This window comes from Brevundimonas albigilva (genome assembly GCF_023503965.1).
Classification (GTDB): domain Bacteria; phylum Pseudomonadota; class Alphaproteobacteria; order Caulobacterales; family Caulobacteraceae; genus Brevundimonas; species Brevundimonas albigilva.
In genome coordinates this window covers 2,520,577-2,543,285 of record NZ_CP097298.1, presented here as the reverse complement: position 1 = coordinate 2,543,285, position 22,709 = coordinate 2,520,577, and the positions used below count along the sequence as shown (strand labels likewise).

23 protein-coding genes and 1 pseudogene are annotated in these 22,709 nt (G+C 70.1%); 13 read left to right on the top strand and 11 right to left on the bottom strand.

Annotation, left to right across the window (positions count from 1 at the left end; genetic code table 11):
- The first annotated feature begins 10 nt into the window (after positions 1-10).
- From chpT to recA, 7 genes are all read left to right on the top strand, one after another.
- Positions 11-676, top strand: a complete 666-nt coding sequence (chpT, locus tag MU852_RS13380; RefSeq protein ID WP_249749974.1) for a histidine phosphotransferase ChpT — start codon at positions 11-13, stop codon at positions 674-676.
- A gap of 98 nt (positions 677-774) precedes the next feature.
- Positions 775-1,152, top strand: coding sequence for a response regulator (locus MU852_RS13375; protein ID WP_249749973.1), 378 nt, complete (start codon positions 775-777; stop codon positions 1,150-1,152).
- Entirely contained in the window at positions 1,149-1,964 is an 816-nt protein-coding gene (locus MU852_RS13370) for a CheR family methyltransferase (protein WP_249749972.1), read from the top strand. Before MU852_RS13375 ends, MU852_RS13370 begins: the two co-directional genes overlap by 4 nt.
- Positions 1,965-2,025: 61 nt before the next feature.
- Positions 2,026-3,339, top strand: coding sequence for a M20/M25/M40 family metallo-hydrolase (locus MU852_RS13365; protein ID WP_249749971.1), 1,314 nt, complete (start codon positions 2,026-2,028; stop codon positions 3,337-3,339).
- Positions 3,270-3,911 (top strand): hypothetical protein, encoded by a 642-nt coding sequence (locus MU852_RS13360; protein ID WP_249749970.1) that lies wholly within the window; start codon positions 3,270-3,272, stop codon positions 3,909-3,911. The genes MU852_RS13365 and MU852_RS13360 overlap by 70 nt, the downstream gene beginning before the upstream one ends.
- A gap of 66 nt (positions 3,912-3,977) precedes the next feature.
- Positions 3,978-5,642: an MHYT domain-containing protein gene (locus tag MU852_RS13355; protein ID WP_249749969.1), complete on the top strand. Its 1,665-nt coding sequence runs from the start codon at positions 3,978-3,980 to the stop codon at positions 5,640-5,642.
- Positions 5,643-5,787: 145 nt separating this feature from the next.
- Positions 5,788-6,870 (top strand): recombinase RecA, encoded by a 1,083-nt coding sequence (gene recA, locus MU852_RS13350; RefSeq protein WP_249749968.1) that lies wholly within the window; start codon positions 5,788-5,790, stop codon positions 6,868-6,870.
- A 115-nt stretch (positions 6,871-6,985) separates the two neighbouring features.
- Here recA and MU852_RS13345 read toward each other — a convergent pair whose 3' ends face one another.
- The 7 genes and pseudogenes from MU852_RS13345 to MU852_RS13315 all read right to left on the bottom strand — a co-directional run bounded on the left by MU852_RS13345 (position 6,986) and on the right by MU852_RS13315 (position 13,290).
- Positions 6,986-7,393, bottom strand: coding sequence for a DUF1801 domain-containing protein (locus MU852_RS13345; protein ID WP_249749967.1), 408 nt, complete (start codon positions 7,391-7,393; stop codon positions 6,986-6,988).
- 2 nt (positions 7,394-7,395) lie between these two features.
- Positions 7,396-8,814 carry an NAD(P)(+) transhydrogenase (Re/Si-specific) subunit beta gene (locus MU852_RS13340; RefSeq protein WP_249749966.1) on the bottom strand — a complete coding sequence of 473 codons (1,419 nt, stop codon included), beginning with the start codon at positions 8,812-8,814 and terminating at the stop codon, positions 7,396-7,398.
- Positions 8,815-8,836: 22 nt separating this feature from the next.
- Positions 8,837-9,103 carry a hypothetical protein gene (locus tag MU852_RS13335; RefSeq protein WP_249749965.1) on the bottom strand — a complete coding sequence of 89 codons (267 nt, stop codon included), beginning with the start codon at positions 9,101-9,103 and terminating at the stop codon, positions 8,837-8,839.
- Positions 9,100-9,423: an NAD(P) transhydrogenase subunit alpha part 2 gene (locus MU852_RS13330; RefSeq protein ID WP_249749964.1), complete on the bottom strand. Its 324-nt coding sequence runs from the start codon at positions 9,421-9,423 to the stop codon at positions 9,100-9,102. The genes MU852_RS13335 and MU852_RS13330 overlap by 4 nt, the downstream gene beginning before the upstream one ends.
- Before the next feature lie 159 nt (positions 9,424-9,582).
- Positions 9,583-10,720: pseudogene (locus MU852_RS13325) on the bottom strand (Re/Si-specific NAD(P)(+) transhydrogenase subunit alpha).
- A gap of 249 nt (positions 10,721-10,969) precedes the next feature.
- The gene (locus MU852_RS13320; RefSeq protein ID WP_249749963.1) at positions 10,970-11,239 is read right to left on the bottom strand and encodes an aa3-type cytochrome c oxidase subunit IV; all 270 of its coding nucleotides are present in this window, start codon (positions 11,237-11,239) and stop codon (positions 10,970-10,972) included.
- Between the two features lie 239 nt (positions 11,240-11,478).
- Positions 11,479-13,290, bottom strand: coding sequence for a M3 family oligoendopeptidase (locus MU852_RS13315; protein ID WP_249749962.1), 1,812 nt, complete (start codon positions 13,288-13,290; stop codon positions 11,479-11,481).
- Positions 13,291-13,385: 95 nt separating this feature from the next.
- Here MU852_RS13315 and MU852_RS13310 point away from each other — a divergent pair, with 95 nt between their 5' ends.
- The 4 genes from MU852_RS13310 to MU852_RS13295 all read left to right on the top strand — a co-directional run bounded on the left by MU852_RS13310 (position 13,386) and on the right by MU852_RS13295 (position 16,726).
- Positions 13,386-13,721 carry a hypothetical protein gene (locus MU852_RS13310; RefSeq protein WP_249749961.1) on the top strand — a complete coding sequence of 112 codons (336 nt, stop codon included), beginning with the start codon at positions 13,386-13,388 and terminating at the stop codon, positions 13,719-13,721.
- Positions 13,688-14,203 (top strand): hypothetical protein, encoded by a 516-nt coding sequence (locus MU852_RS13305; RefSeq protein WP_249749960.1) that lies wholly within the window; start codon positions 13,688-13,690, stop codon positions 14,201-14,203. Before MU852_RS13310 ends, MU852_RS13305 begins: the two co-directional genes overlap by 34 nt.
- A complete protein-coding gene (locus MU852_RS13300; protein WP_249749959.1) occupies positions 14,179-15,144 on the top strand; it encodes a DUF4153 domain-containing protein in 966 nt (321 codons plus the stop codon). Before MU852_RS13305 ends, MU852_RS13300 begins: the two co-directional genes overlap by 25 nt.
- Before the next feature lie 109 nt (positions 15,145-15,253).
- Entirely contained in the window at positions 15,254-16,726 is a 1,473-nt protein-coding gene (locus MU852_RS13295; protein ID WP_249749958.1) for a sigma-54-dependent transcriptional regulator, read from the top strand.
- 105 nt (positions 16,727-16,831) lie between these two features.
- On the opposite strand, the gene MU852_RS13290 is transcribed toward MU852_RS13295, so the two are convergent.
- The 3 genes from MU852_RS13290 to ykgO form a co-directional block, all read right to left on the bottom strand.
- Positions 16,832-17,203, bottom strand: coding sequence for a hypothetical protein (locus MU852_RS13290; protein WP_249749957.1), 372 nt, complete (start codon positions 17,201-17,203; stop codon positions 16,832-16,834).
- An 11-nt stretch (positions 17,204-17,214) separates the two neighbouring features.
- Complete coding sequence (gapR, locus tag MU852_RS13285) at positions 17,215-17,490, bottom strand: nucleoid-associated protein GapR (RefSeq protein WP_135063746.1); 276 nt, start codon at positions 17,488-17,490, stop codon at positions 17,215-17,217.
- 161 nt (positions 17,491-17,651) lie between these two features.
- Entirely contained in the window at positions 17,652-17,777 is a 126-nt protein-coding gene (gene ykgO / locus MU852_RS13280; RefSeq protein WP_031448545.1) for a type B 50S ribosomal protein L36, read from the bottom strand.
- A gap of 604 nt (positions 17,778-18,381) precedes the next feature.
- On the opposite strand from ykgO, the gene MU852_RS13275 reads away from it, so the two are divergent.
- Positions 18,382-19,668, top strand: coding sequence for a lytic murein transglycosylase (locus tag MU852_RS13275; RefSeq protein WP_249749956.1), 1,287 nt, complete (start codon positions 18,382-18,384; stop codon positions 19,666-19,668).
- Between the two features lie 873 nt (positions 19,669-20,541).
- On the opposite strand, the gene cysS is transcribed toward MU852_RS13275, so the two are convergent.
- Positions 20,542-21,951, bottom strand: a complete 1,410-nt coding sequence (cysS, locus tag MU852_RS13270; RefSeq protein ID WP_249749955.1) for a cysteine--tRNA ligase — start codon at positions 21,949-21,951, stop codon at positions 20,542-20,544.
- Positions 21,952-22,080: 129 nt separating this feature from the next.
- Here cysS and folE point away from each other — a divergent pair, with 129 nt between their 5' ends.
- Positions 22,081-22,695 carry a GTP cyclohydrolase I FolE gene (gene folE / locus MU852_RS13265; RefSeq protein WP_249749954.1) on the top strand — a complete coding sequence of 205 codons (615 nt, stop codon included), beginning with the start codon at positions 22,081-22,083 and terminating at the stop codon, positions 22,693-22,695.
- Positions 22,696-22,709: the final 14 nt, after the last annotated feature.

The window sequence follows — 22,709 nt, the reverse complement described above, 5'->3', positions numbered from 1 at the left end:
GACCGCGCCCATGACCGACGTCGCCCCTTCCGCCCACGAACCCATGCCCGCCGAGGGGACCGAACTGGCGACGCTGGTCGCGGCCAAGCTGTGCCACGACTTCATCAGCCCCTCGGGCGCCATCGTCTCGGGCCTGGACCTGCTGAACGATCCGACGGCGCAGGACATGCGCGACGACGCCCTGGGCCTGATCGCCCAGAGCGCGCAGAAGATGGTGGCCCTGGTGCATTTCGCGCGCGTCGCCTTCGGCGCGGCGACGACCAGCGAACGCTTCACCGCCCGGGAGCTGAAGGATCTGGTCACGGGCATGACCGACGGCGGACGCGCGACCCTGGACTGGCGCGTGGCGGAAGGCGATTTCAGCAAGCCCCAGGCCCGCGCCCTGGTCAATCTGGCCTATCTGACGGTCGCCGCCCTGCCGCTGGGGGGCGAAGCTGTGGTGCAGAGCCGCGTCGAGGACGGGCGTCTTCACCTGGAAGGATTCGCTGTAGGCGCGCGCGCGCGATTGAAGCCGGAGGCGCTGGCCGGCCTGAAGGGCGAACGCCTGACCGAGGGGCTGGCGGGCCAGTGGATCCAACCCTACTGGCTGTGGCTGACGGTCAGGGAAGCGGGCGGCGAATTGCATCTTGAGGTTGAGGACGGCCGCGTCGTCATGGTCGCCCGGATGCCGGCCTGATAGGATTTCCCAACGACTCGTTAACCGCCGAACGGACATAATCTTGCGGTGCGTTGGTTCGGCGAGTCGACGCGCGCCGTCTTCGGGAGCATCTGGCCTTGGACCTCACCACCTGCCTCATCGTCGATGACAGCCGCATCATCCGCAAGGTGGCGCGCCGGATCGTCGAGGGCCTGGGCTACGAGGTCGACGAGGCCGCCGACGGCGCCGAGGCCCTGGCCTATTGCACCGGCGCCATGCCCGACGTGCTGCTGATCGACTGGAACATGCCGGTCATGGACGGGCTCAGCTTCCTGCGGCTGCTGCGCGGCCTGCCGGGCGGCGACCGGCCCAAGGTGCTGTTCTGCACCATCGAGACCCGGCCCGACCGGATCGCCGAGGCCCTGGCCGCGGGCGCGGACGACTATGTGATGAAGCCGTTCGACGGCGAGATCCTGCAGTCCAAGCTGGCGGAGGTCGGGGCCATCGCCGCATGACGCCCGAAGACTTCGACAAGCTGCAGACGCTGATGTCCACGCGCGCCGGATATCGGCTGAGGCGTGAGCGGATGCAGCTGGCCGAGCACCGGCTGGGGCCCATCGCGCGGCGCGAGGGCTACGCCAATGTCGAGGCCCTGCTGACGAACCTGTGGGCCCATCCCGTCGCTTCCCTGGGCTGGGCGGTGATCGAGGCGCTTCTGAATCCCGAGACCTGGTTCCGACGCGACCGGACGCCCTTTCGGGTGTTCGAGCGTGAACTCCTGCCCGCCCTGGCCTCGGCGCGGCCCTCCGGCCAGGTGCGGGTGTGGTCGGCGGGATGCTCCACCGGCCAGGAGGCCTGGTCCATCGCCATGGCCGGCCTTGAGACCGGCGCGCGCATCGAGGTGGTCGCCACCGATCTGTCGCATCGCGCGGTCGAGAAGGCCCGACTGGGCCGCTACACCGGCTTCGAGATCCAGCGGGGCCTGACCGCCAAGACCATGCTGCGCTGGTTCGAACCCGAAGAGGACCAGTGGCGGGTCAAGCCGGACCTGGCCCGGGTGGTCAGTTTCGCGCGCGCCAACCTGTTGGACGAACCTGTGGACGACGCCCGCCATGACGTCATCTTCTGCCGCAACGTCTTGACCGACATGGAGCCGGCCCGGCGCGCCCGGGTTCTGGACGGGCTGGAGCAACGACTGGTCGACGACGGCTGCCTGTTCCTGGGCGCCGACGAACGGCTGGAGGGCGAGACCGTGGCCTTCCGTCCGGTCAGCGGCCGCCCCGGCCTGTACGTAAAGGCCCCCTCCTCCCTGCGCCGCGCCGCCTGAGGCGCTTGCGTCCGGCGCGGCCCCCGGGCCATTGTCTAGGCCAAGCGTCACGGGGAACATCATGCGCCTGGTCCTTCTGATCGCCGCCCTGGCGGCCGCCCTCGGCCTTGCCGTCGTGACCAGCCAGTCGCCCCGCCCCGCATCCCTGTCCACGCCCGCGGTCGACTTCTCGGCCGAGCGCGCCATGCCCGACGTGCGCCGCATCGCCGCCCGGCCGCATCCGGTGGGCAGCCTGGAGCACGCCCTGGTCCAGGCCTACCTTCTGGGCCGGATGACCGACATGGGCCTGCAGCCGACGCTGCAGGCGGGCGTGCTGTCGCCGGCGGCCGTGGCCAGGATCGAGAAGCGCGGCGACAGCGCCCGGGGGCTGCGCGCGGTCAACATCGTCGGCGTCCTGCCCGGGCGCGACCCCGCCCTGCCCGCCGTGGTGATGATGGCGCACTACGACAGCGTGCCCGGATCGCCCGGCGCCGCGGACGACGCCTCGGGCGTGGCGGCCATCCTGGAAGCGGTGCGGGCGATCAAGGCGCGCGGTCCGGCGGAACGCACCCTGGTCGTGCTTCTGACCGACGCCGAGGAACTGAACCTGGACGGGGCGCGGGCCTTCTTCAGCGAGCATCCGCTGCGGGACCGCGTCGGGGCGGTGGTGAACCTGGAGGCGCGCGGCGGCGGCGGCCGGGCCATGATGTTCGAGACCGGCCCCGGCAATGCGGAGACGATCGCCCAGTTCGCCCGCGCGACCCGCGACGCCAGCGGCGGGCCGTCCAGCGATTCCCTGGCCGTCTTCGTCTATCGGCTGATGCCCAACGGCACCGATTTCACCATCGCGGCGCAGCGCGGGCTGGCCGGGGTCAACCTGGCCTTCATCGGCCGCCCGGCGCAGTACCATTCGCCGACTTCGACCCCCGAGGCGCTGGACCAAGGCAGCCTGCAGCACATCGGCTCGCTGGCGCTGGAGACGGCGGATCACTTCCTGCGCGTGGACGCGCTGCCGCGGGCGACCCAGAACGCGGTGTACGGCGACCTGTTCGGCCTGGCGGTGGTGCGGTACGCGCCCGGCGTCGGCTGGCTGCTGCTGGCGCTCGCGGCGGGGCTGACCGGGTTCGCCGCCTGGCGCGCGCGCCATGCGACGGGGCTACGCTGGGCCGATGTCGGCCGGGGCGTCGCCGGCGGGCTGTGGCTGGTGTCCAGCGGGCTGGTGCTGGCCCAGGCGGTGCGGGTTCTGGGCGGGCCGATCGGACGCCGGATCGATCGCCCGAGACCTATTACACCCTGCTCAGGCGGCTGCCGTGGATGGAGGCGGGGGTGGGCCTGGCCCTGCTGGCGGCGGTGCTGGTGCTGCTGGCCGGACGCGCCTGGATCGGGCGGCGGCTGATCGCGGGCGTGCTGATCGTCGCGGGCGTGCTGGCCGCGATCCTGGGCGGTTTCGATCCGGTCGGCGCCGGCGCCCTGGTCGTCGCCCTGGCCCTGACCTTCTGGCCGCGTGGAGAGGACGAGGGACATTGGGGCGGATGGCTGGGACTGATCGGCCTGGTCCTGCTGGCGGGCGCGCTCGCCCAGGCCGCCGCGCCCGAGGCGGCCCATCTGCTGATCTGGCCGGGACTGGCCGCCGCCCTCGCCGCCGCCGCCAGCGCCCTGATCGGGGCGCGCCTGACGCGGCGGGCCGCCCTGGCGCCGCCGGTCGTCGCCGCCGTCTTGGTCGGCGGCTGGCTGCTGGGATACGGGCATGGGATCTTCCTGGGCGTGGGCATGGACCTGCCCGGCGCCCTGGGGCTGATCGCCCTGCTGCTGGCCATGCTGGCCCGGCCCTTGGCGCCGGCTGCGCCGTCGGCGCGAGGCACCCTGGCCGCGGCGGCCGGAGCCGTCCTGCTGCTGGGATGCGGCCTGTCGCTGGCGGGCCGGGCCGCCGAGCCGCCGCCGGCGGCGGACGCCGTCGTCGTTCCCTGAATAAGGACTTCGACCCGGCGCCGCTTCCGGGTTATGGCTGAGACAACGTCCGACTGAGCCTTCCGCTTGCACCACCATCCGATCGTCAGCCTGTTCTTCACCCTGTCCCTGGCGGTCGCCGTCCTGGGCGCGTGGACGGCGCTGGACCTGTTCAATCGAATGCGGGCGCACCTGGGCTCGGCGCGGTTGCGCTGGCTGGCGGTGGCGGCGCTGACGCTGGGCGCCAGCATCTGGTCGATGCATTTCATCGCCATGCTGGGGTTCGATCCGGGCGCGCCCGTCTCCTATGACGTCGGCCTGACGCTGGCCTCGTTCCTTCTCGCGACAGCGGGCACGGCGGTCGCCTTCCTGACCGCCGCCCGGCGCAGCGCGGGCTTCGTTCGGTTGGCCGCGGCCGGCCTGGCCATGGGATCGGCGATCGCCGCCATGCACTATGTCGGCATGGCGGCGATGCGCACGGCCGCCGTTCTGGACTACCGTCCCGGCCTTGTCGCCCTGTCGGTGCTGATCGCCGTCGGCGCCTCCATCGCCGCGCTGTTCGCCGCGCGCGAAGACCGGACCCTGCGCTGGCGCGCGCTGGCGGCCGGGGCGCTCGGCACAGCCATCGTGGCGATGCACCACACCGGCATGGCCGCCCTGGTCCTGACCCCGGCCGAGGCGGCGCCCGGGGCCGCCGGCGCCTCTCCGCTGATGCTGGCGGTCGCGGTCACGGCGGGATCGGTCGCGGTGCTGTTCCTGGCCCTGGGCGCCTCGGTCTTCGACCAGCGGACCAATGTGCTGTCGGCCGTCGACGCGGGCGGGGTCGGTTTCTGGGAGGCGCAGCTGCCGCTGAGGCCGCCGGTCGTCTCGGCCCGCGCCCGCCAGATCATGGGCATCGCGCCCGACGCCAGACTGACCGCCAGCGAGATCGGCGACCGCCTGTCCGATCAGGACCGCGCCGCCCACCGCGCCGCCCTGGCCCGCGCCATGGCCGGAGAGGAAGACTATGACCAGGAGTGGTTCATTCCCGGCGTCGGGCGCTGGATCCATCTGCGCGGTCGGCTGATCCGCAGCCGTTCGGGCCGGCCCTTGCGGATGTCGGGGGTCATCACGGACATCACCGACCGGCGCCAGGCCTTCGCCGCCCTGGCCGACAGCGAACGCCAGCAGCGCGTGCTGATCAACGAGCTGAACCATCGCGTGAAGAACAGCCTGGCCACCGTCCAGTCCATCGCCCGCCAGACCGCGCGGCGCGCGCCCGACCTGGCCAGCTTCATTCCGCTGTTCGAGGCGCGGCTCCTGGCCCTGTCGAACACTCAGAACCTGCTGACCGCGGGACGGTGGGAAAGCGTCCGGCTTCGCGATCTGCTGCACCAGGAACTGGCCCCCTTCGCCGAGGAGCAGGTGCGCCTGAGCGGGCCGGACGTGCGACTGGATTCGCGCCAGACGCTCAGTCTGGGCCTGGCCTTTCACGAACTGGCGACGAACGCGGCCAAATACGGGGCCCTGTCGACCCCCAACGGCTGCGTGCGCGTGGACTGGTCGGTGGCGGATCGTCACCTGCGGCTGGACTGGGTCGAGACGGGCGGCCCTCTGGTCGCCGCGCCGGCGCGGCGCGGCTTCGGCTCCCAGCTGATCGAGGCGGCGATCAATCGCGACCTGGACGGCTCGGCGGCCCTCGCCTATCCGCCCGAAGGCTTCACCTTCAGCCTGCGCCTGCCGTTGGCCGACACGTCAGAAGCGGACGCCTGAAAAGGAATGTTCTCGTTTTGATCAAGAGAACATCTTGTGAACACGAACAAACCGTGCACATAGTCGTCTCACCACAACGGGGGCGGGTCCATGGCGGGTCTCTCCCAGGCTTCAGATGGGAATCATGGCAAGGGAGACGGGTAAGATGGCTTCACAGGCGGCATTGAAATTGGTGGGCAAGGAAGACGGCGACAAGCAGCGCGCGCTGGAGGCGGCGATCGCCCAGATCGACCGCGCCTTCGGCAAGGGCTCGGTGATGAAGCTGGGCAAGGCCGGACAGGTGGCCGAGATCGAGAGCGTCTCGACCGGCTCGCTGGGCCTGGACATGGCGCTGGGCATCGGCGGCCTGCCGGTCGGGCGGGTGATTGAAGTGTTCGGTCCGGAATCGTCGGGCAAGACCACCCTGGCCCTGCACACCGTGGCCGAGGTGCAGAAGAAGGGCGGCGTGGCCGCCTTCGTCGACGCTGAACACGCGCTGGATCCGGTTTACGCCCAGAAGCTGGGGGTGAACCTGGACGACCTGCTGGTGTCCCAGCCGGACGCGGGCGAACAGGCGCTGGAGATCGTCGACACCCTGGTCCGTTCGGGCGCGGTCGACATCGTGGTGGTCGACTCCGTCGCGGCGCTTACGCCCCGCGCCGAGATCGAGGGCGAAATGGGGGACAGCCTGCCCGGCCTTCAAGCCAGATTGATGAGCCAGGCGCTGCGCAAGCTGACCGCGTCCATCTCCAAGTCCAAGTGCATCGTCCTGTTCATCAACCAGATCCGCCACAAGATCGGGGTGATGTACGGCAGCCCCGAAACGACCACAGGCGGCAATGCGCTGAAGTTCTACGCCTCGGTGCGCCTGGACATCCGCCGCACCGGCGCGATCAAGAACCGCGACGAGGTGGTCGGCAACACCACCCGCGTCAAGGTGGTCAAGAACAAGGTCGCCCCGCCGTTCCGCGAGGTCATCTTCGACATCATGTATGGCGAGGGCATCTCCAAGCTGGGCGAGGTCATCGACCTGGGCGTCAAGGCGGGGATCATCGAGAAGTCGGGCAGCTGGTTCAGCTATGACTCGACCCGGATCGGCCAGGGCCGCGAGAACGTGCGCGAGTTCCTGAAGCAGAACCCCGACATCGCCGACCAGATCGAGAAGGCCGTGCGCCAGTCCACCAACAAGATCGCCGACGACATGCTGGGCGCGCCCGAGCCTGACGAAGGCCAGGACCTGGAAGGCTAGGTCCTCTTCACCGACACTCCGCCGTCGCCCTCGCGACCCGCCACCGACCCCGCGAGGGTCGGCGGAGCCGGCCCGCTCGACCCCCATGTCGGGCGGGCCATCTTTTGATCCTTCGTCAGCCGCCGTATGTCGCGCGCAGCGAGGCGATCGAACGGTCGATCAGTTCGCGCAGGACCGCCGGATCCGCGTCGGCCAGCCGGTTCAGATAGAGGCAGGAGCTCCCCGCCCTGTGCTTGCCCAGCCGCACCAGCAGGTCCGCGTGCTCGGCGAAACCGGGCATGATGTAGAGGACCAGATTGGCCTTGCGCGGCGAGAAGCCGACCAGGGGCCAGTCGCCGGTCGGGCCGCGATAGCGGCCGAAGCCGACGATCGACGGCCCCCACAGCACCGGCGGTTCGCCCGTCGCTTCGGCCATCAGGGCGCAGATCGCCTCGGCGTCCGCGCGTCGCGTCGGGTTCTCGAGCGCGGCGATGAAGTCGGGGACCGAGGCGTCCGTCGGGCGCGTTTTGGGTTCGGCCGCCATCGCTAGAGCCCCTTCACGATCCCCTCGACCATCTTCTTGGCGTCGGCGAACAGCATCATGGTGTTGTCGCGGAAGAAGAGCTCGTTCTCGACCCCGGCGTAGCCTGAGCCCATGCCGCGCTTGATGAACAGGACGGTTCCGGCCTTCTCCACGTCCAGCACGGGCATGCCGAAGATGGGCGACTGGGGGTCGGTCTTGGCGGCGGGGTTGGTGACGTCGTTGGCGCCGATGACGAAGGCGACGTCGGCGGTGGAGAACTCCGAGTTGATGTCCTCCAGCTCGAACACCTCGTCATAGGGGACGTTGGCCTCGGCCAGCAGGACGTTCATGTGGCCGGGCATGCGGCCGGCGACGGGGTGGATGGCGTATTTCACCTCGACCCCCTCCTCCTTCAGCTTGTCGGCCATTTCGCGAAGCGCGTGCTGGGCCTGGGCCACGGCCATGCCGTAGCCGGGCACGATGATGACCTTGGAGGCGTTCTTCATGATGAAGGCGGCGTCCTCGGCCGAGCCCTGCTTGACCGGCCGCGTCTCCTTGGTCCCTCCCGCGCCGGCGGCGACATCCCCGCCGAAGCCGCCCAGGATGACGCTGACGAAGCTGCGGTTCATGCCCTTGCACATGATGTAGCTGAGGATGGCGCCGGAGGACCCGACCAGGGCGCCGGTGATGATCAGGGCGATGTTCTCCAGCGTGAAGCCCAGCGCCGCCGCAGCCCAGCCCGAGTAGGAGTTCAGCATCGACACCACCACCGGCATGTCGGCGCCGCCGATGGGGATGATCAGGGTCGCGCCCAGGATCAGGCTGAGCACGAAGACGCCCCAGAAGGCCCAGGTCGCCGTGCCGCCCGAACCGATCATCACCCCGATCAGCAGCACCAGCGCCAGGCCGAGCGCGATGTTGATCAGGTGGCGCGCCGGCAGCAGGATCGGCGCGCCGGACATGTTGCCGTTCAGCTTGGCGAAGGCGATGACCGAGCCGGTGAAGGTGATGGCCCCGATGGCGACCCCCAGGCTCAGCTCGACGATCGACAGAGTCTTGATGCCCGTCCCGTCGGCCGAGAGGATGCCGAAGGCGCCCGGCGCATAGACGGCCCCGATGGCGACCAGGCAGGCGGCCAGGCCGACCAGGCTGTGGAAGGCCGCGACCAGCTGCGGCATGTCGGTCATGGCGACCTTGCGCGCGATCAGGGCGCCGGCGCCGCCGCCCACGATCACGCCGCCCGCGATCAGGGCCAGCGTCAGCCCGTCCAGCGTCCCCGTCGTCCCCAGCGTCAGCAGGGTGACCGCGATGGCCAGGGCCATGCCGACCATGCCGAAGGTGTTGCCCCGCCGGCTGGTCTCCGGGCTGGACAGCCCGCGCAGCGACAGGATGAACAACACCCCCGAAACCAGATAGGCCAGCGCCGCCAGCGAAGCGTTCATCGTCCGTCTTCCCCCGAAACTCTCATTGCGTCCGCGCCAGCCGCCACAGGGCGGCGGCGATGAACAGGGGGCCGATGAACATCAGCGCCCATTCGAACACGCCCAGCGGCCGCCCCTGCATCACCACCCGCACCAGTATGGCCGAGAAGACCAAGACGATGCCGCAGTCATGCAGCCGCTGCCGCTGCAGCGGAACCTTGGTCCCGAACCAGCTCCACAGCCACAGGCCGATCCCGATCGCCGTGGCGATCCAGGAGGCGACGACGGCGACGTGGGCGGCGTCGGTCATTTCGCCGGCCGTTCCTTCTTCCTGTACATGGCCAGCATTCGCCGCGTGACCATGAAGCCGCCGAAGATGTTGACGCTGGCCAGGGTCACGGCCGCGACGCCGGCGCCCTTGGCGACCCAGGCGCCGGGGCCGGTCGCCTCTCCCGCCATCGCCGCCGCCGCGATCAGGCCGCCGACGATGATGACGCTGGAGATGGCGTTGGTCACCGCCATCAGCGGCGTGTGCAGGGCCGGCGTCACGCTCCAGACGACGTAGTAGCCGACGAAGATGGCCAGCACGAAGATGGCCAGGCGGAAGACGGTGGGATCGACGTGTTCCATTATGCCCTTTCTCCCTCCCCATCTTGGGGAGGGTGGCTGACGCGCAGCGTCAGACGGGTGGGGACGGCTGGGGACGCGGCCTGCGGCCGCCCCACCCGGTCGTCGCTGACGCGCCGACCGCCCTCCCCAAAATGGGGAGGGAGAAGTTGGGCAGCATCCTCATCCTTTGACCCCCTCATGCACCACGGCGCCGCCGTGGGTGACGACGGCGGCCTTCAGGATCTCGTCTTCCAAGTCCACCGTCAGCGTGCCGTCCTTGACCAGAAGGCCCAGGAAGGCGGTCAGGTTGCGGGCGTAGAGGGCGCTGGCGTCGGCGGCGATGCGGCCGGGCAGGTTCGACCAGCCGACGATGGAGACGCCGTTCGGCGTGGTCACGACCTCGTTCAGCTTCGAACCTTCGACGTTGCCGCCCGCCTCGACCGCCAGGTCGACGATGACCGAGCCGGGCTTCATCGAGGCGACGTGGGCGGCGGTCAGCAGCTTCGGCGCCGGGCGGCCGGGGATCAGGGCGGTGGTGATGACCACGTCCTGCTTGACGATGTGGCCGGCGGTCAGTTCGGCCTGTTTGGCCTTGTAGTCGTCGGACATCTCCTTGGCGTAGCCGCCGGCGGTCTGGGCGTTTCGGAACTCCTCGTCCTCGACGGCCAGGAATTTGGCGCCGAGCGATTCGACCTGTTCCTTGGTGGCGGGGCGGACATCGGTGGCGGTGACGACGGCGCCCAGGCGGCGAGCGGTGGCGATGGCCTGCAGCCCGGCGACGCCCACGCCCATGACGAAGCATTTGGCGGCCGCGACGGTGCCGGCCGCCGTCATCATCATCGGGAAGCCCTTGCCGTAGGCGTAGGCCGCCTCGATCACCGCGCGATACCCGGCCAGGTTGGCCTGGGACGACAGCACGTCCATCACCTGGGCGCGGGTGATGCGGGGCACGAACTCCATGGCGAAGGCGGTGGCGCCCGCGCCGCGCAGGGCCTCGACCGTCGCCTTGTCGCGATAGGCGTCCAGCATGGAGACCACGACGGCGCCCGGCTTCAGGGCGCTGGTCTCCTGGGCCGTGGGGCCGCGCACCTTGAGCACGATGTCGGCGCCATCCAGCACCGCGCGGGTGTCCGGCTTCACCGTCGCCCCGGCGGCCGCGTAGTCGGCGTCCGGGATGGAGGAGCCCAGGCCGGTCCCAGCCTCGACCGCCACGGTCGCGCCCAGGGCGATCAGCTTCTTGACCGACCGTCTCAGGCGTGACGGCGCAGCGTGTTTCTCCCTCGCGACGTTCGCGGGTGACGGCGACAGCGACAGCCAAGCAATCCCCCTCGTTCTTCTTTCAGAACGAGGTTAGGCCCGTCGGAGGCGGCAGGTCAAAGCGCGAGCGTCCGGCGCCGGACCCGGCGCCTGGAAAAACACCGTATGAATAGTGTGAATCGTGTGAAATCCCCGTCCCGCGCGCGACCGATCCGAGCCTAGCAGACGCCCCCGGTCAGGCGCGCAGATCGCGCCGGCGAGCGATCAGAGACCGGAATTCAAAGGCGATCTTGCGCGGAATTGGGAAGGATCAGTGGCTCTGGGGCTTGGACTTCAGGGCGACCCAGCCGACCACCGCCAGGACGACGGCGCCGATCAGGCCGGCCATGAAGCTGCCGCCCGGATGGAACCACATGACCAGGAAGACCAGCAGGACGGCCACGCCCAGCGAACCCCACTTGGTCATCGCCATGAACAGATCGAAGGTCGAGGCCTGCTCGTTGATGGCCATTTCGCCGTGGACATAGGCCTTGGCGTCGGCGTCGGCTTCGGCGGTGGCGGGATTGTGCGGCTCGGCCATGAGATTCCCCAGTCGTTCTAGGCGGACTTATAACGGGGCGGGCGCGACGCTCAAGCCCGGGCGCGCAATCAGAGACACGCCCCGCCCCGTCATCCTCGGGCTTGATCCGAGGCTCGGAGGAGAACGCAGCAGGTGCGAGGAAGGCGAGGCCGCCTATCGCCCAAGGCCCGATCCTCGGGTCAAGCCCGAGGATGACGAAGAGAGGGAACACGAAGACGGCGGCGGACGGCGCCTTCCGATCACCCCAGCGCCTCGAACTGATCGACCAGGCGTTCCAGACGCTGGCAGCCCACGCTCCAGAAGGCGGGGTCGCGCGGGTTCAGGTCGAAGGGCTTGAGCGCCTCGACATAGGTGCGGGTTCCGCCGCCGGCCAGCAGGTCGCGGTACAGCGGCGTGAAGCCCGCCGGATCGGCGCGGCGCGCCTCCATCAGGGCCGCGACCAGCAGGTCGCCGAAGGCGTAGGCGTAAACATAGAAGGGCGAATGCACGAAGTGGCTGACATAGCTCCACCAGTGTTCGTAGCCGGGGTTCAGCGTCACGGCCGGCCCCAGGGAGGCGCCCATTTCCTCCAGCCACAGTTCGTTGATCCGCTGCTGCGGCACCTCGCCCTTCTGGCGTTCGTCGTGGAAGCGGGTCTCGAAGCGGTGGAAGGCGATCTGGCGCACCACGGTGTTCAGCCCGTCCTCGATCCGGCCGGCCAGCAGGCCGCGCTGTTCGGCCTTGGGCGCGGTGGCCAAGAGGCGGTCGAAGGTCAGGCCCTCGGCGAAGATGGAGGCGGTCTCGGCCAGGGTCAGGGGGGTGTCGGCAAGCAGGGTGCCCTGCTCGGCGGCCAGGGTCTGGTGCACGCCGTGGCCCAGTTCGTGGGCCAGGGTCAGGACGTCGCGCCGTTCTCCCATCCAGTTCAGGAAGACATAGGGGTGGCGGTCGGCGGTGACCGGGTGGGCGTAGGCGCCGGATTGTTTGCCCGGCCGGGCGCGGCCGTCGATCCAGGGCTGGTCGAAGAAGCGGCCGGCGCGCTGGGCGAAGTCGCCGCCCAGGTCCGAGAAGCTGTCCAGCACGATCTCGCGGCCCTGGGTCCAGGTGAAGGCGCGCGGGGCGGCCGTCTCGATCGGGGCGTTGCGGTCCCAATGGTCCAGCCGCGTCTTGCCCATCGCCCTGGCCTTCAGGGCGTAATAGCGGTGCGACAGGCGGGGATAGGCGTCGGCGACCGCCTGGGCCATCGCGTCGACCGCCTCTCCGTCCACCTCATTGGCCAGGTGGCGGCTGTCGGCCGGGCGCTTGAAGCCGCGCCAGCGGTCCTCCATCGCCTTGTCGGCGGCGACGGTGTTCAGCACAAGGGCGATGGTGGGGGCGCGGGCGGCCAGGGCCTCGGACAGGCCCTCGGCGGCGGCCTTGCGGCGGGCGGGCTTGGCGTCGGACAGGCGGTTCAGCGCCTCGGCCAGGGTCAGGGTCTCGCCACCCGCCACACCTCGTCCGGTATGGGCGCGCAGGGCCGCCATCTGCTCGTCGAACAGGCGGGGCCACTGGGCGGTGATGGGGCCGCGCTCGGCGATGAACGTCTCAAGCTGAGCCGACAGTTCGTGCGGCTTCATGGCGCGGACGCGACGCAGCCAGGGACGCCAGCGGGCGGCGGCGGGATGGGCGGCCAGGGCGGCGTCCAGCTCGGCGTCGTCGATCTGGTTGATCTCCAGCGTCAGCCAGACGGTCGGGGTGGCGATGGCGGTGATCTTCTCGCGCACATCGGCCTCGAACCCCTGCGCGCCCGCGTCGTCGCGCGCGGTCGAGGCGGCCAGGAAGGCGTAGGCGCCCAGCGCCCCCAGCCGGTCCGAGGCCTGTTCGTACAGGGTGATCGCCCGATCCAGCGTCGCGCCCAACGCCGACGGATCGGCGCGCTGGGCCGCCAGACGCCCCTTCAGGCCGTTCAGGTCGTCGACCAGGGCGCGCGCCTGGGTCATGTCGGCGGCGAGGCGGGCGTCGTCGCGCGAGCCATAGAGGTCTGACAGGTCCCACAGCGGGGCTTCGGTCTCGGGCGTCTTGAAGGGGGCGTTCATGGCCTCTGTTGTGGGGACCTTCGGGCGGCGTCGCAACCGCGAGAGGCCTTCGCGCGACGCTTTCGTTGTGCCAGCCTGTCGCAAAGGAGAGACGGATGGACCTGACGCACGACAGCGGACGCATCGGCCTGGGCGGCGAGCGGCGGCTGTTCGCCGCGCGGCTGATCACCGGACTGATCCAGGGCCTGGCGCTCTATGCGCTGTATTTCGCGGGCGAGCATGGCCTGTGGCCGCGCACCCAGCCGGCGGTGTTCGGGGCCCTGGCGCTGGCGGCCGGCTATGCGCCGGTGGTGGTGCTAGCGGGCGTCGGGCGGCTGTCGCCGCGCACCCTGGCGACCTGGACGGCGTCGGCGGCGCTGCCCTGGCCCTGCTGGGTTGGCACGACGTGGACCGGCGGGTGCTGGACAGCTGGACCCAGCCGCCGTTCCTGAGCTTTCCGACGATGGCGTTCGGGGCGGCGGCCCTGTTCATCGCCCATCACCTGATCGCGCCGGCGGCGCGGGCCGGGCGCTGGATCGCGCCCTACGCCGACTATTTCGACACGGCGTGGAAGGCGGGGGTTCAGCTGGCGATGTCGCTGGCCTTCACCGGGACGTTCTGGCTGCTGCTGCACCTGGGGGCCTCGCTGTTCGGGGTGATCGGGATCGACGCCCTGGGCGACCTGCTGGGCCAGGCGTGGTTCGCCATGCCGGTGCTGTGCCTGGCCTTCGCCACGGCGGTGCAGCTGACCGACGTGCGCGACGGCCTGATCCGGGGCGTGCGGACGGTGGCGCTGATGCTGCTGTCGTGGTTGCTGCCGGTGATGGCGGTGCTGACCGCCGGCTTCCTGGCGGCCCTGCCCTTCACCGGGCTGGAGGTCTGTGGGGCACGCGCAGCGCGACGGCCCTGGTGCTGTCGGCGGCGGCGGCGCTGATCGTGCTGATCAACACCGCCTATCAGGACGGGCGGCCCGACAATCGGCCGCCGACGGCGCTGCGCTGGACGGCGCGGGTCGGGGGCGTGCTGCTGGTCCCCCTGGTCGGCCTGGCCTTCTGGGGCCTGATGCTGCGGATCGGCCAGCACGGGCTGACGCCGGACCGGATCATCGCCCTGGCCTGCGCCGGGGTCGGGGCGGCCTATGCGGCCGGCTATCTGCTGGCGGCCGTGCGGCGGGGCGACTGGATGAAGCCGCTGGAGCGGACGAACCTGGCCGCCGCCGTGCTGTCGGTCGCGGTCATCCTGGCCCTGTTCAGCCCCCTGCTGGACCCGGCGCGCCTGGCCGTCGCCGACCAGACGGCGCGGCTGGAGCGCGGCGCGGTGGCGGCCGGGGATTTCGATTTCGACTTCCTGCGCTTCGAGAGCGGCAAGGCCGGCCGGGCCGCGCTGGACCGGCTGACGCGATCGGGAGATGCGCAGGTGGCCGGGCTGGCCCAGGCGGCCAAGCAGCGAGACAGGCGCGTGTTCGACAGTCCCGCCGAGCTGCGGCGCCAGGCCCGAGACGTGCGCCTCGTCGCCGTCGACGGCCAGACCGTGCCGGAGAGCTTCGCCGCCCAGACGCAAGCCCTGTCCGACCTGCTGATCTTCTGCGGCCGCGAGCAGGCCTGCGTGCTGCGCCGCCTCGATCTCGACGGCGACGGCGGGGACGAGGTCCTGGTCGCGACGGCCCGCATGGTGATGGCGTTCGGCCAGGGCGAGGACGGACGGTGGCTGGCGCTGGGCCGGTACGCCTCCGCCTGCGATCCTGGGGCGCGCGACGGGATCGAGCCGGATTTCCGGAAGGGCGTCGCCACGGCCCCCGGGGCCCTGCCCGACCTGGTGGTCGGCGGGCGGCGGATGCAGCTGCAACCGGAAACCCGCTGCGAGAAGGCCGATTAACCCGCCGGTCACCACGCCCCACAACGCCATTTTCACCTCGTCGCCGTAGAAATCGTCCCGAAACGAGCCAGGCCGTCCGAGGCCGGCCGCCGGTGATGACGAGGTTTCCATGGCCAAGACCGTTCTGGTCGTCGACGATGATCCGACCCAGCGCCGCCTGATCCAGGCGGTGCTGGAACGCGACGGCTATGCGGTCGTGCACGCCTCCGGCGGGGGCGAGGCCATCGACCGGATGACGCGCGGCGGCGGCGCCGACGTGGTGCTGCTGGACATGGTGATGCCCGAGATGTCGGGCATGGAGTGCCTGGCCGAACTGCGCAGCGCGGGAGTGACCACGCCGGTGATCGTGCTGACCGCCAACGCCGGGGTCGAGGCGGTGGTCAAGGCCATGCAGGCCGGCGCCCAGGACTTCTTCGTCAAGCCGGTCAGCCCCGAGCGGCTGCTGATCGGGGTGTCCAACGCGCTGCAGCTGACGCAGCTGAGCGCCGAGGTCGGCCGCCTGACCAAGAAGGCGCAAGGGCGCGCCAGCTTCGACGACATCGTGGGCGACAGCGCGCCGATGCGCCTGGTCAAGGCGCTGGGCGCGCGGGCGGCCAAGTCGTCCATCCCCGTGCTGATCACCGGCGAGAGCGGCGTCGGCAAGGAGGTCATCGCCCGCGCCCTGCACGGCGCCAGCGACCGGGCGGGCAAGCCGTTCGTGGCGGTCAACTGCGGCGCCCTGCCCGCCAATCTGGCCGAGTCGATCCTGTTCGGTCACGAGAAGGGGGCCTTCACCGGGGCGGTGGAGAAGACCCTGGGCAAGTTCCGCGAGGCGGACGGCGGCACCCTGTTCCTGGACGAGATCGGCGAACTGCCGCTGGACCTTCAGGTCAAGCTGCTGCGCGCGCTGCAGGAGGGCGAGATCGACCCCGTCGGCGGCAAGCGGCCGGTGAAGATCGACGTGCGCATCGTCTCGGCCACCAATCGCGATCCGGACCAGCAGGTCAAGGACGGCGCCTTCCGCGAAGACCTGTTCTACCGGCTGAACGTCTTTCCGATCGAGGCCCCGTCGCTGCGCGACCGACGCGAGGACATCCCCGCCCTGGTCGAGCACTTCATCGCCCGCTTCAACGCCGAGGAGGGCAAGCGCGTCGCCGGCTGCGCGCCCGAGACCCTGGCCATGCTGCAGGGGTTCGACTGGCCCGGAAACGTGCGCCAGCTGGAGAATGCGGTGTTCCGCGCCATCGTCCTGGCCGACGCGCCCTTCCTGCAGCCGCACGACTTCCCCGCCATCTCGGGCGTCGCCGCGCCGATGCCCCAGGTCCAGGTCCAGGTCCAGGCCCAGTCCCAGGCTCAGGCCCCGGCGCCGGCGCCGGCCTATGGGGACCTGCCGCCCCTGCCCGACCAGCCGATCCGCATCCTGGACGACCGGGGCCATCTGCGGACCCTGGACGACATCGAACGCGACCTGATTCAGCACGCCATCGAGGTCTATTCCGGCCACATGAGCGAGATCGCCCGCCGCCTGGGGATCGGGCGCTCGACGCTGTACCGCAAGGTGCGCGAACAGGGGCTGGAGGGGCAGCTGAAGGAGGCGGGGTGATTACTCCCCCGGTCTAGGCCGCTTCTAAAAACGCCTGCACGCTCCCAACTCCGTCATCCTCGCGGTCCGATCCTCGGGTCAAGCCCGAGATGACGGAGAGGGGCGTCACTCGTCCTTCTTACGCCCCCGCCGACGCTTCGGCTCCTCGCCCTTGGCCTTGGCGGTGATTTCCTTGAGCTTCCTGCCCTGCATGGCCGACAGCGCCTGGCCTGGCGCGCCCTTTTCGGGGTCGGCGAAGGCGCGGCCGTGGGTCTTGACGCGGTCGCTGACGGACTCGAGGAACTCGCCCTCCCATTCGGACAGCGAAACGCCCGCCTTCTCGGCCGAGCGGCGGGCGCGTTTCAGGGCGTTGAGGGCGGCGCGTTTGGCGGCTTCGCGTTGCGCCTCGAAGGGGCTGGGCGGCGTCTTGGAGCCGCCCCCCTTGAGGCCGCCCGGGCGCGAGAGGCCTCCGCCTGGCTTGAAGGGCGTGCGCTTCAAGCCCGGGCGCCTCAGACCTCGCCAAGGGCGGAGAGGTAGAGGTCCAGGATCGCCTCCTCCTCCTGGCGCTTGGCCTTGTCCTGCTTCCTGATGCGGATGACCTTGCGCAGGACCTTGACGTCATAGCCCTCGCCCTTGGCCTCGGCGAAGACCTCTTTCATGTCGGTCATGACGGCCTGCTTGTCCTCCTCGAGCCGCTCCAGCCGCTCGATGATGGTGCGCAGGCGGCCCTGGGCCGTGGCGGTCAAGACGTCGGGCGAGGCGTCGAAGGCGGCGTCGTCGGCCATGAGGGAGAACTCCAGAAATCAGGCGCGGACGCTAACCATGCCGGCCCGCGCGGCTCAACCGCGAACACGAAAAAGGCCGCGGACAACATCCGCAGCCTGTGGATCGTCAGCGAGATCCCGTGCGCGCGCGCCGCCGAAGCGGCGCACGGAAACAGGGCTGATCAGCCCTGCTTGGCCTTGAAGCGCGGGTCGGTCTTGTTGATGACATAGACCCGGCCCTTGCGACGCACGACCTTGCAGTCGCGGTGACGGGTCTTCAGGGACTTGAGCGAGCTGCGGACCTTCATGGTCGGACGTCCTGAGAGAAACCAATAGAAAAGCCGCTGACCCGTGGGATCGCGGCGGAGGCGGTGCGTATAGAGAGGCGACTCCCGCGCGTCAAGCCGAAAGGGCGTGAATCCCGCCGTCCTTCTCCCTCCCCGCTTGGGGAAGGCGAAGCCGGGTGGGGAGGGTGGAGGGGCCCGACCTGCCGACGATCCGTCGCGCGGCCTGCCGGCCGGCCCCACCCGGTCGCTGCGCGACCACCCTCCCCGGACGGGGAGGGAGATTCAAGACGTGCTCCAGCAGCCGGAGGGGCGTTAGCACGCCCAACGTGCTCAAGTAGCCCGAAGGGCGATAGCACAAGAAAATATGGAGGCCTGACCTCCGAGTCGAACGGAGGGTTTACGGGGTTGCACGCCCGTCGCGTCGCCACTCCGCCATCAGGCCGTCAGAGGGAACGGTGCGCTATTACGCCGCAGCGACCCAACAGGTCGAGAAAATTCAGGGTTAACAACGGCAAATGGGGAGGCGGGACGCACGATTTCGCGCGTCAGGCGTTTGACGGCCAAAGCGCGGCCTTCGCGCGGTTGTCATTTCCCCTGATGCGCGAGCCGCTTTAAGTTGATTCCCATGCGCTTTTCCTCCCGCCTGCTTCTGATCGGCTGCGTCTCGGCCTGTGCGCCCATGCTGCCGGAGCCGCCGCTTCCGACCCTGCCCGCCACCGCGCCGTCGCCCGCGTCCCAGACGCCTGCGCCCCAGCCGGCGCCCGCCCCGACGACGCCGCCCCTGGCCGCCTATGACCAGCAGGGGTTCAACGGCTGGAAGCAGAGCTTCCTGGCCCGCGCCAGCAGCGCCCGGCGCGAGGCCTACGCCCGCGAGATGGAGGGGCTGACGCCCGATCCCAGCGTGGTGCGCCTGGACCGCAACCAGCCGGAGTTCTCGCGCCCCGCCGGCGTCTATGTGCAGAACGCGGCCACGCCGGTCCGCATCGCCCAGGCCAAGCAGCGCATCGATCGCGTGCCGTGGTCGGTGGTGCAGCGGTTCGGCGTGCCCAGTGAGATCCTGGTCGGGATCTGGGCGCAGGAGAGCGCCTTCGGCCAGGTGCAGGGCGACTATGACGTGATCCGCTCGCTGGCCACCCTGGCCTATGACGGGCGCCGCCGCGAATGGGCCGAGGGGCAGTTGAAGCACGCCCTGGACATCGTCGTGGACGGCCGGCGCGAGCGCGCGGGGCTGAAGGGCAGTTGGGCCGGGGCCATGGGCCAGACCCAGTTCATGCCCGACAACTATCTGCGGCTGGGCGTCGACCAGGACGGCGACGGCCATGTCGACATCTGGGGCGACGACGCCGACGCCCTGGCCTCGGCCGCCAACCTGCTGGCCCAGGCCGGATGGAAGCGCGGCCAGACCTGGGGCTATGAGGTGACGCTGCCGGCGGGGTTCGACTACGCCGAGGCGGAAGGGCCCAGGCACGACTGGGCCTACTGGGCCGCCAAGGGCGTGCGCCTGGCCCAGGGCGGGACGCCGAACGGCGCCGAGGCGCGCGAGGAGGCGACGATCCTGTTGCCCCAGGGCGCGAACGGTCCGGCCTTCCTGGCCCTGCCCAACCACTATGTGATCCGCCGCTACAACAACTCGGTCTCCTATGCGCTGGCCATCGGGCTGATCGCGGACGGAGTTCAGGGCAAGCCCGCCCTGACCAAGGCGTGGCCCAACGACGCGCCGCTGACCCGCGACCAGCGCATCGGCGCCCAGAACGCCCTGACGCGGATGGGATACGACACCAAGGGCGTCGACGGCGTCATCGGCGCCAACACCCGCGCGGCGCTGCGTCGCTGGCAACTGGCCAACGGACGGACGGCCGACGGCTATCTGACGGCGGATCTGGCGGACGAGCTCATCCGAAAGGCGGAATAGGCGCGCGAAAGCGTCCCCGCCGTTCCGGGCGGAGTTGTTGGAGGGCTGGGCGGAGCGCCGGGCCTTCGCCCGGAGGTCTGTGTGTTGATTACCGTTTCGACGAAGTTCGACGCTCCGCGCGGATGATTTTGGCTACAAGCTCGGGGCGCCGAGTGGTGGCGGTCTTATCGCCTAACCCCATAAGCCTGCGGCGGGCCGGCGGTCTCTGCGAAGACCGTCCGGGTGCGGCCGAGTATCCCCCTCGACCCTCCAGGCGCTCTGGTATCGGTATGCCGATTGTGCGCCGTTTGGCGCGGGTCGTTGCAGACCCGCCCCCGCTCCATCCGCTCCCGCCGCCGCAAGGTCGCAGGCCTTACGAGCCCTCCGGTGCGACGGGACGGGGAGGATCATACGGCCGTTTCCAACCCAGGCGGGATGATTGGGGCGAGAATCGGGGAAGGGGCTGGAATCGTTGGGATCGGACCAGCGTCAGTAGGAGAGTTGGCGGGTTCAACCTCGCATTCCCGCTCATCCCCTACCCCGTCATCCTCGGGCTTGACCCGAGGATCGGAGGTTCAGCCGCTGGCGCCATGAAGGCGACGCACAGACCGATCCGCGCCCGATCCTCGGGTCAAGCCCGAGGATGACGGAGGGAGGGTGCGAGAGGATGACGGGAGGGAGTGGAGTCCGCCCCTCTCCCTCCCCTTCATGGGGAGGGGCGGTCGCGTCAGCGATCGGTGTGGGGCCCGAAAGGGCGTGAGCGGGGTCTGACGCTTCCCCACCCGGGCTTCGCGTCGCTCCGCCGTCCCTCCCCATGAAGGGGAGGGAGAAGGATGTACGAGCTTCATGAGCCCTCCATCACCCATCGCAGGCGATGGGGAGGAGACGGGTGGCCTACCCCTTCGCGCGCCAGGTCGCGCCGGTCGGGCCATCCATGACGACGACGTTCAGTTCGTTCAGGCGGTCGCGGATGCGGTCGGCCTCGGGCCAGTCCTTGGCGGCGCGGGCGGCGGCGCGTTGCTCCAGCAGGGCCTCGACCTCGACGCGCAGGGCGTCGGAGACCTCGCCCTCCAGCCAGGCGCCGGGATCGGATTGCAGCACGCCCAGGATGTCGGCGCAGGCGACCAGCCGTCCCTTGGCCTGGGCCACGGCGTCCAGGTCGCCGGCGGTCATGGCGCGCTCGATCTCGCTGGACAGGGCGAACAGGGCCGCCATGGCGCCGGGGGTGTTCAGGTCGTCCTCGATCGACTTCAGGAAGTCGGCGGGCGGGTCGAGGTCGGCGGCCGGGACCGCGGCCGAACGGTGCAGGGCGCCGTAGAGCCGGTCCAGCGACTTGCGGCTCTGATCCAGCAGGGCCTGGTTCCAGTCCAGCGGCTGGCGGTAGTGGGCGCTCAGCAGCGCCCAGCGGACGACCTCGCCCGGCATGGCCTGGACCAGGTCGTGCAGCAGCAGGACGTTGCCGATCGACTTGGACATCTTCTCGGCGTCCACGGTCAGGAAGCCGTTGTGCATCCAGTAGCGGGCGTATTCGTCGTGGGCCCGGTCGCCGTGGGCGTGGCCGTGGGCGCAGACGCCCTGGGCGATCTCGTTCTCGTGGTGGGGGAAGACCAGGTCGATGCCGCCGCCGTGGATGTCGATCGGCAGGCCCAAGGTCTGTTCGATCATGGCCGAGCATTCGATGTGCCAGCCGGGGCGCCCGTCGCCCCAGGGCGAGGGCCAGGACGGCTCGCCGTCCTTGGAAGGCTTCCACAGCACGAAGTCGTGGGGGTTCTTTTTATACGGCGCGACCTCGACGCGGGCGCCGGCGATCATGTCGTCCAGGTTCCGGCCCGACAGGGCGCCGTAGGACGGATAGGAGGAGACGTCGAACAGCACATGACCCTCGGCCGCATAGGCGCAGCCGGCGTCGACGATGGCCTGGATCTGGTCGACGATGGCGGGGATGTAGTCGGTGACGTGAGGCGCAAGGTCGGGCGGGCTGACGTTCAGCAGGCCCATGTCGGCCAGATAGGCGGCCTCGTAACGGGCCGTGACCTGGCCGATCGGCACGCCTTCCTTCGCGGCCTTCTGATTGATCTTGTCGTCCACGTCGGTGACGTTGCGGGCGTAGATCACCTTGTCCGCGCCATAGGTGCGGCGCAGCAGGCGGACCAGCACGTCGAACACCACCGGCGGACGGGCGTTGCCGATGTGGGCGTAGTCATAGACCGTGGGGCCGCAGACATAGAGGGTCACCCGGTTCGGATCGCGCGGTTCGAACAGGCGCTTTTCACGGCGCAGGGTGTCGTGGATGTGCAGCGGCATCAGGGAAGTCTTCGCAGGTTTTCTTGCGAGACGGAGGGTCCGTCCCATATAGCGGCCTGATATACAGTCCCGACGGATTGTAGAAGGTAAACCGGGCGGCACCGCCCGACCGGCCGGAAATCAGGTTCAATGAGCGTCACGCCCGCCAAGCCCGTCCTCGTCAGCGACGAGAACCCCAAGCGCCCCAGCCGCGAACAGGCGCTGGAGGCGGTGCGGACCCTGATCGCCTGGGCCGGAGACGATCCCGAACGGCCCGGCCTGGTCGACACGCCCAAGCGCGTGGTCGACGCCTATGGCGAATGGTTCGACGGCTATGACGCGGATGCGGCCAGGGAGCTGAGCCGGACGTTCGAGGACGTGCAGGGCTATGACGACATGGTCATCCTGCGCGAGATCGAGGTGGAGAGCCATTGCGAGCACCACCTGGCCCCGTTCCTGGGCAAGGCCTACGTCGCCTATCTGCCCGGCGAGAAGGTGGTCGGCATCTCCAAGCTGGCGCGGGTGGTCGAGATCTTCGCCCGGCGCCTGCAGAACCAGGAGACCCTGACCAACGACATCGTGGCGGCCATCGAATCGCACCTGCAGCCGCGGGGCGTGGCCGTGATGATCGACGCGGCCCACCAGTGCATGACCACGCGCGGCGTGCATCACCGGCACGTTTCGACCGTGACCACCCGCTTCACCGGGGCGTTCCGGGACGATCCGGCCCTGACCGAGCGCTTCCTGAAGCTGGCCAAGGGCTGATCCAGGGCCGGGGC

What these genes read in the sequence shown, in the direction of transcription:
- MU852_RS13345 (WP_249749967.1), bottom strand. Translation starts at nt 7,393, where the DNA reads ATGGCGGCCGAACCCAAAACGCGCCCGACGGACGCCTCGGTCCCCGAC.
- MU852_RS13370 (WP_249749972.1), top strand. Translation starts at nt 1,149, where the DNA reads ATGACGCCCGAAGACTTCGACAAGCTGCAGACGCTGATGTCCACGCGC.
- MU852_RS13335 (WP_249749965.1), bottom strand. Translation starts at nt 9,103, where the DNA reads ATGACCGACGCCGCCCACGTCGCCGTCGTCGCCTCCTGGATCGCCACG.
- MU852_RS13330 (WP_249749964.1), bottom strand. Translation starts at nt 9,423, where the DNA reads ATGGAACACGTCGATCCCACCGTCTTCCGCCTGGCCATCTTCGTGCTG.
- cysS (WP_249749955.1), bottom strand. Translation starts at nt 21,951, where the DNA reads ATGCCGCTGCACATCCACGACACCCTGCGCCGTGAAAAGCGCCTGTTC.
- MU852_RS13315 (WP_249749962.1), bottom strand. Translation starts at nt 13,290, where the DNA reads ATGAACGCCCCCTTCAAGACGCCCGAGACCGAAGCCCCGCTGTGGGAC.
- MU852_RS13320 (WP_249749963.1), bottom strand. Translation starts at nt 11,239, where the DNA reads ATGGCCGAGCCGCACAATCCCGCCACCGCCGAAGCCGACGCCGACGCC.
- recA (WP_249749968.1), top strand. Translation starts at nt 5,788, where the DNA reads ATGGCTTCACAGGCGGCATTGAAATTGGTGGGCAAGGAAGACGGCGAC.
- folE (WP_249749954.1), top strand. Translation starts at nt 22,081, where the DNA reads ATGAGCGTCACGCCCGCCAAGCCCGTCCTCGTCAGCGACGAGAACCCC.
- chpT (WP_249749974.1), top strand. Translation starts at nt 11, where the DNA reads ATGACCGACGTCGCCCCTTCCGCCCACGAACCCATGCCCGCCGAGGGG.
- MU852_RS13275 (WP_249749956.1), top strand. Translation starts at nt 18,382, where the DNA reads ATGCGCTTTTCCTCCCGCCTGCTTCTGATCGGCTGCGTCTCGGCCTGT.
- MU852_RS13295 (WP_249749958.1), top strand. Translation starts at nt 15,254, where the DNA reads ATGGCCAAGACCGTTCTGGTCGTCGACGATGATCCGACCCAGCGCCGC.
- MU852_RS13365 (WP_249749971.1), top strand. Translation starts at nt 2,026, where the DNA reads ATGCGCCTGGTCCTTCTGATCGCCGCCCTGGCGGCCGCCCTCGGCCTT.
- ykgO (WP_031448545.1), bottom strand. Translation starts at nt 17,777, where the DNA reads ATGAAGGTCCGCAGCTCGCTCAAGTCCCTGAAGACCCGTCACCGCGAC.
- gapR (WP_135063746.1), bottom strand. Translation starts at nt 17,490, where the DNA reads ATGGCCGACGACGCCGCCTTCGACGCCTCGCCCGACGTCTTGACCGCC.
- MU852_RS13340 (WP_249749966.1), bottom strand. Translation starts at nt 8,814, where the DNA reads ATGAACGCTTCGCTGGCGGCGCTGGCCTATCTGGTTTCGGGGGTGTTG.
- MU852_RS13310 (WP_249749961.1), top strand. Translation starts at nt 13,386, where the DNA reads ATGGACCTGACGCACGACAGCGGACGCATCGGCCTGGGCGGCGAGCGG.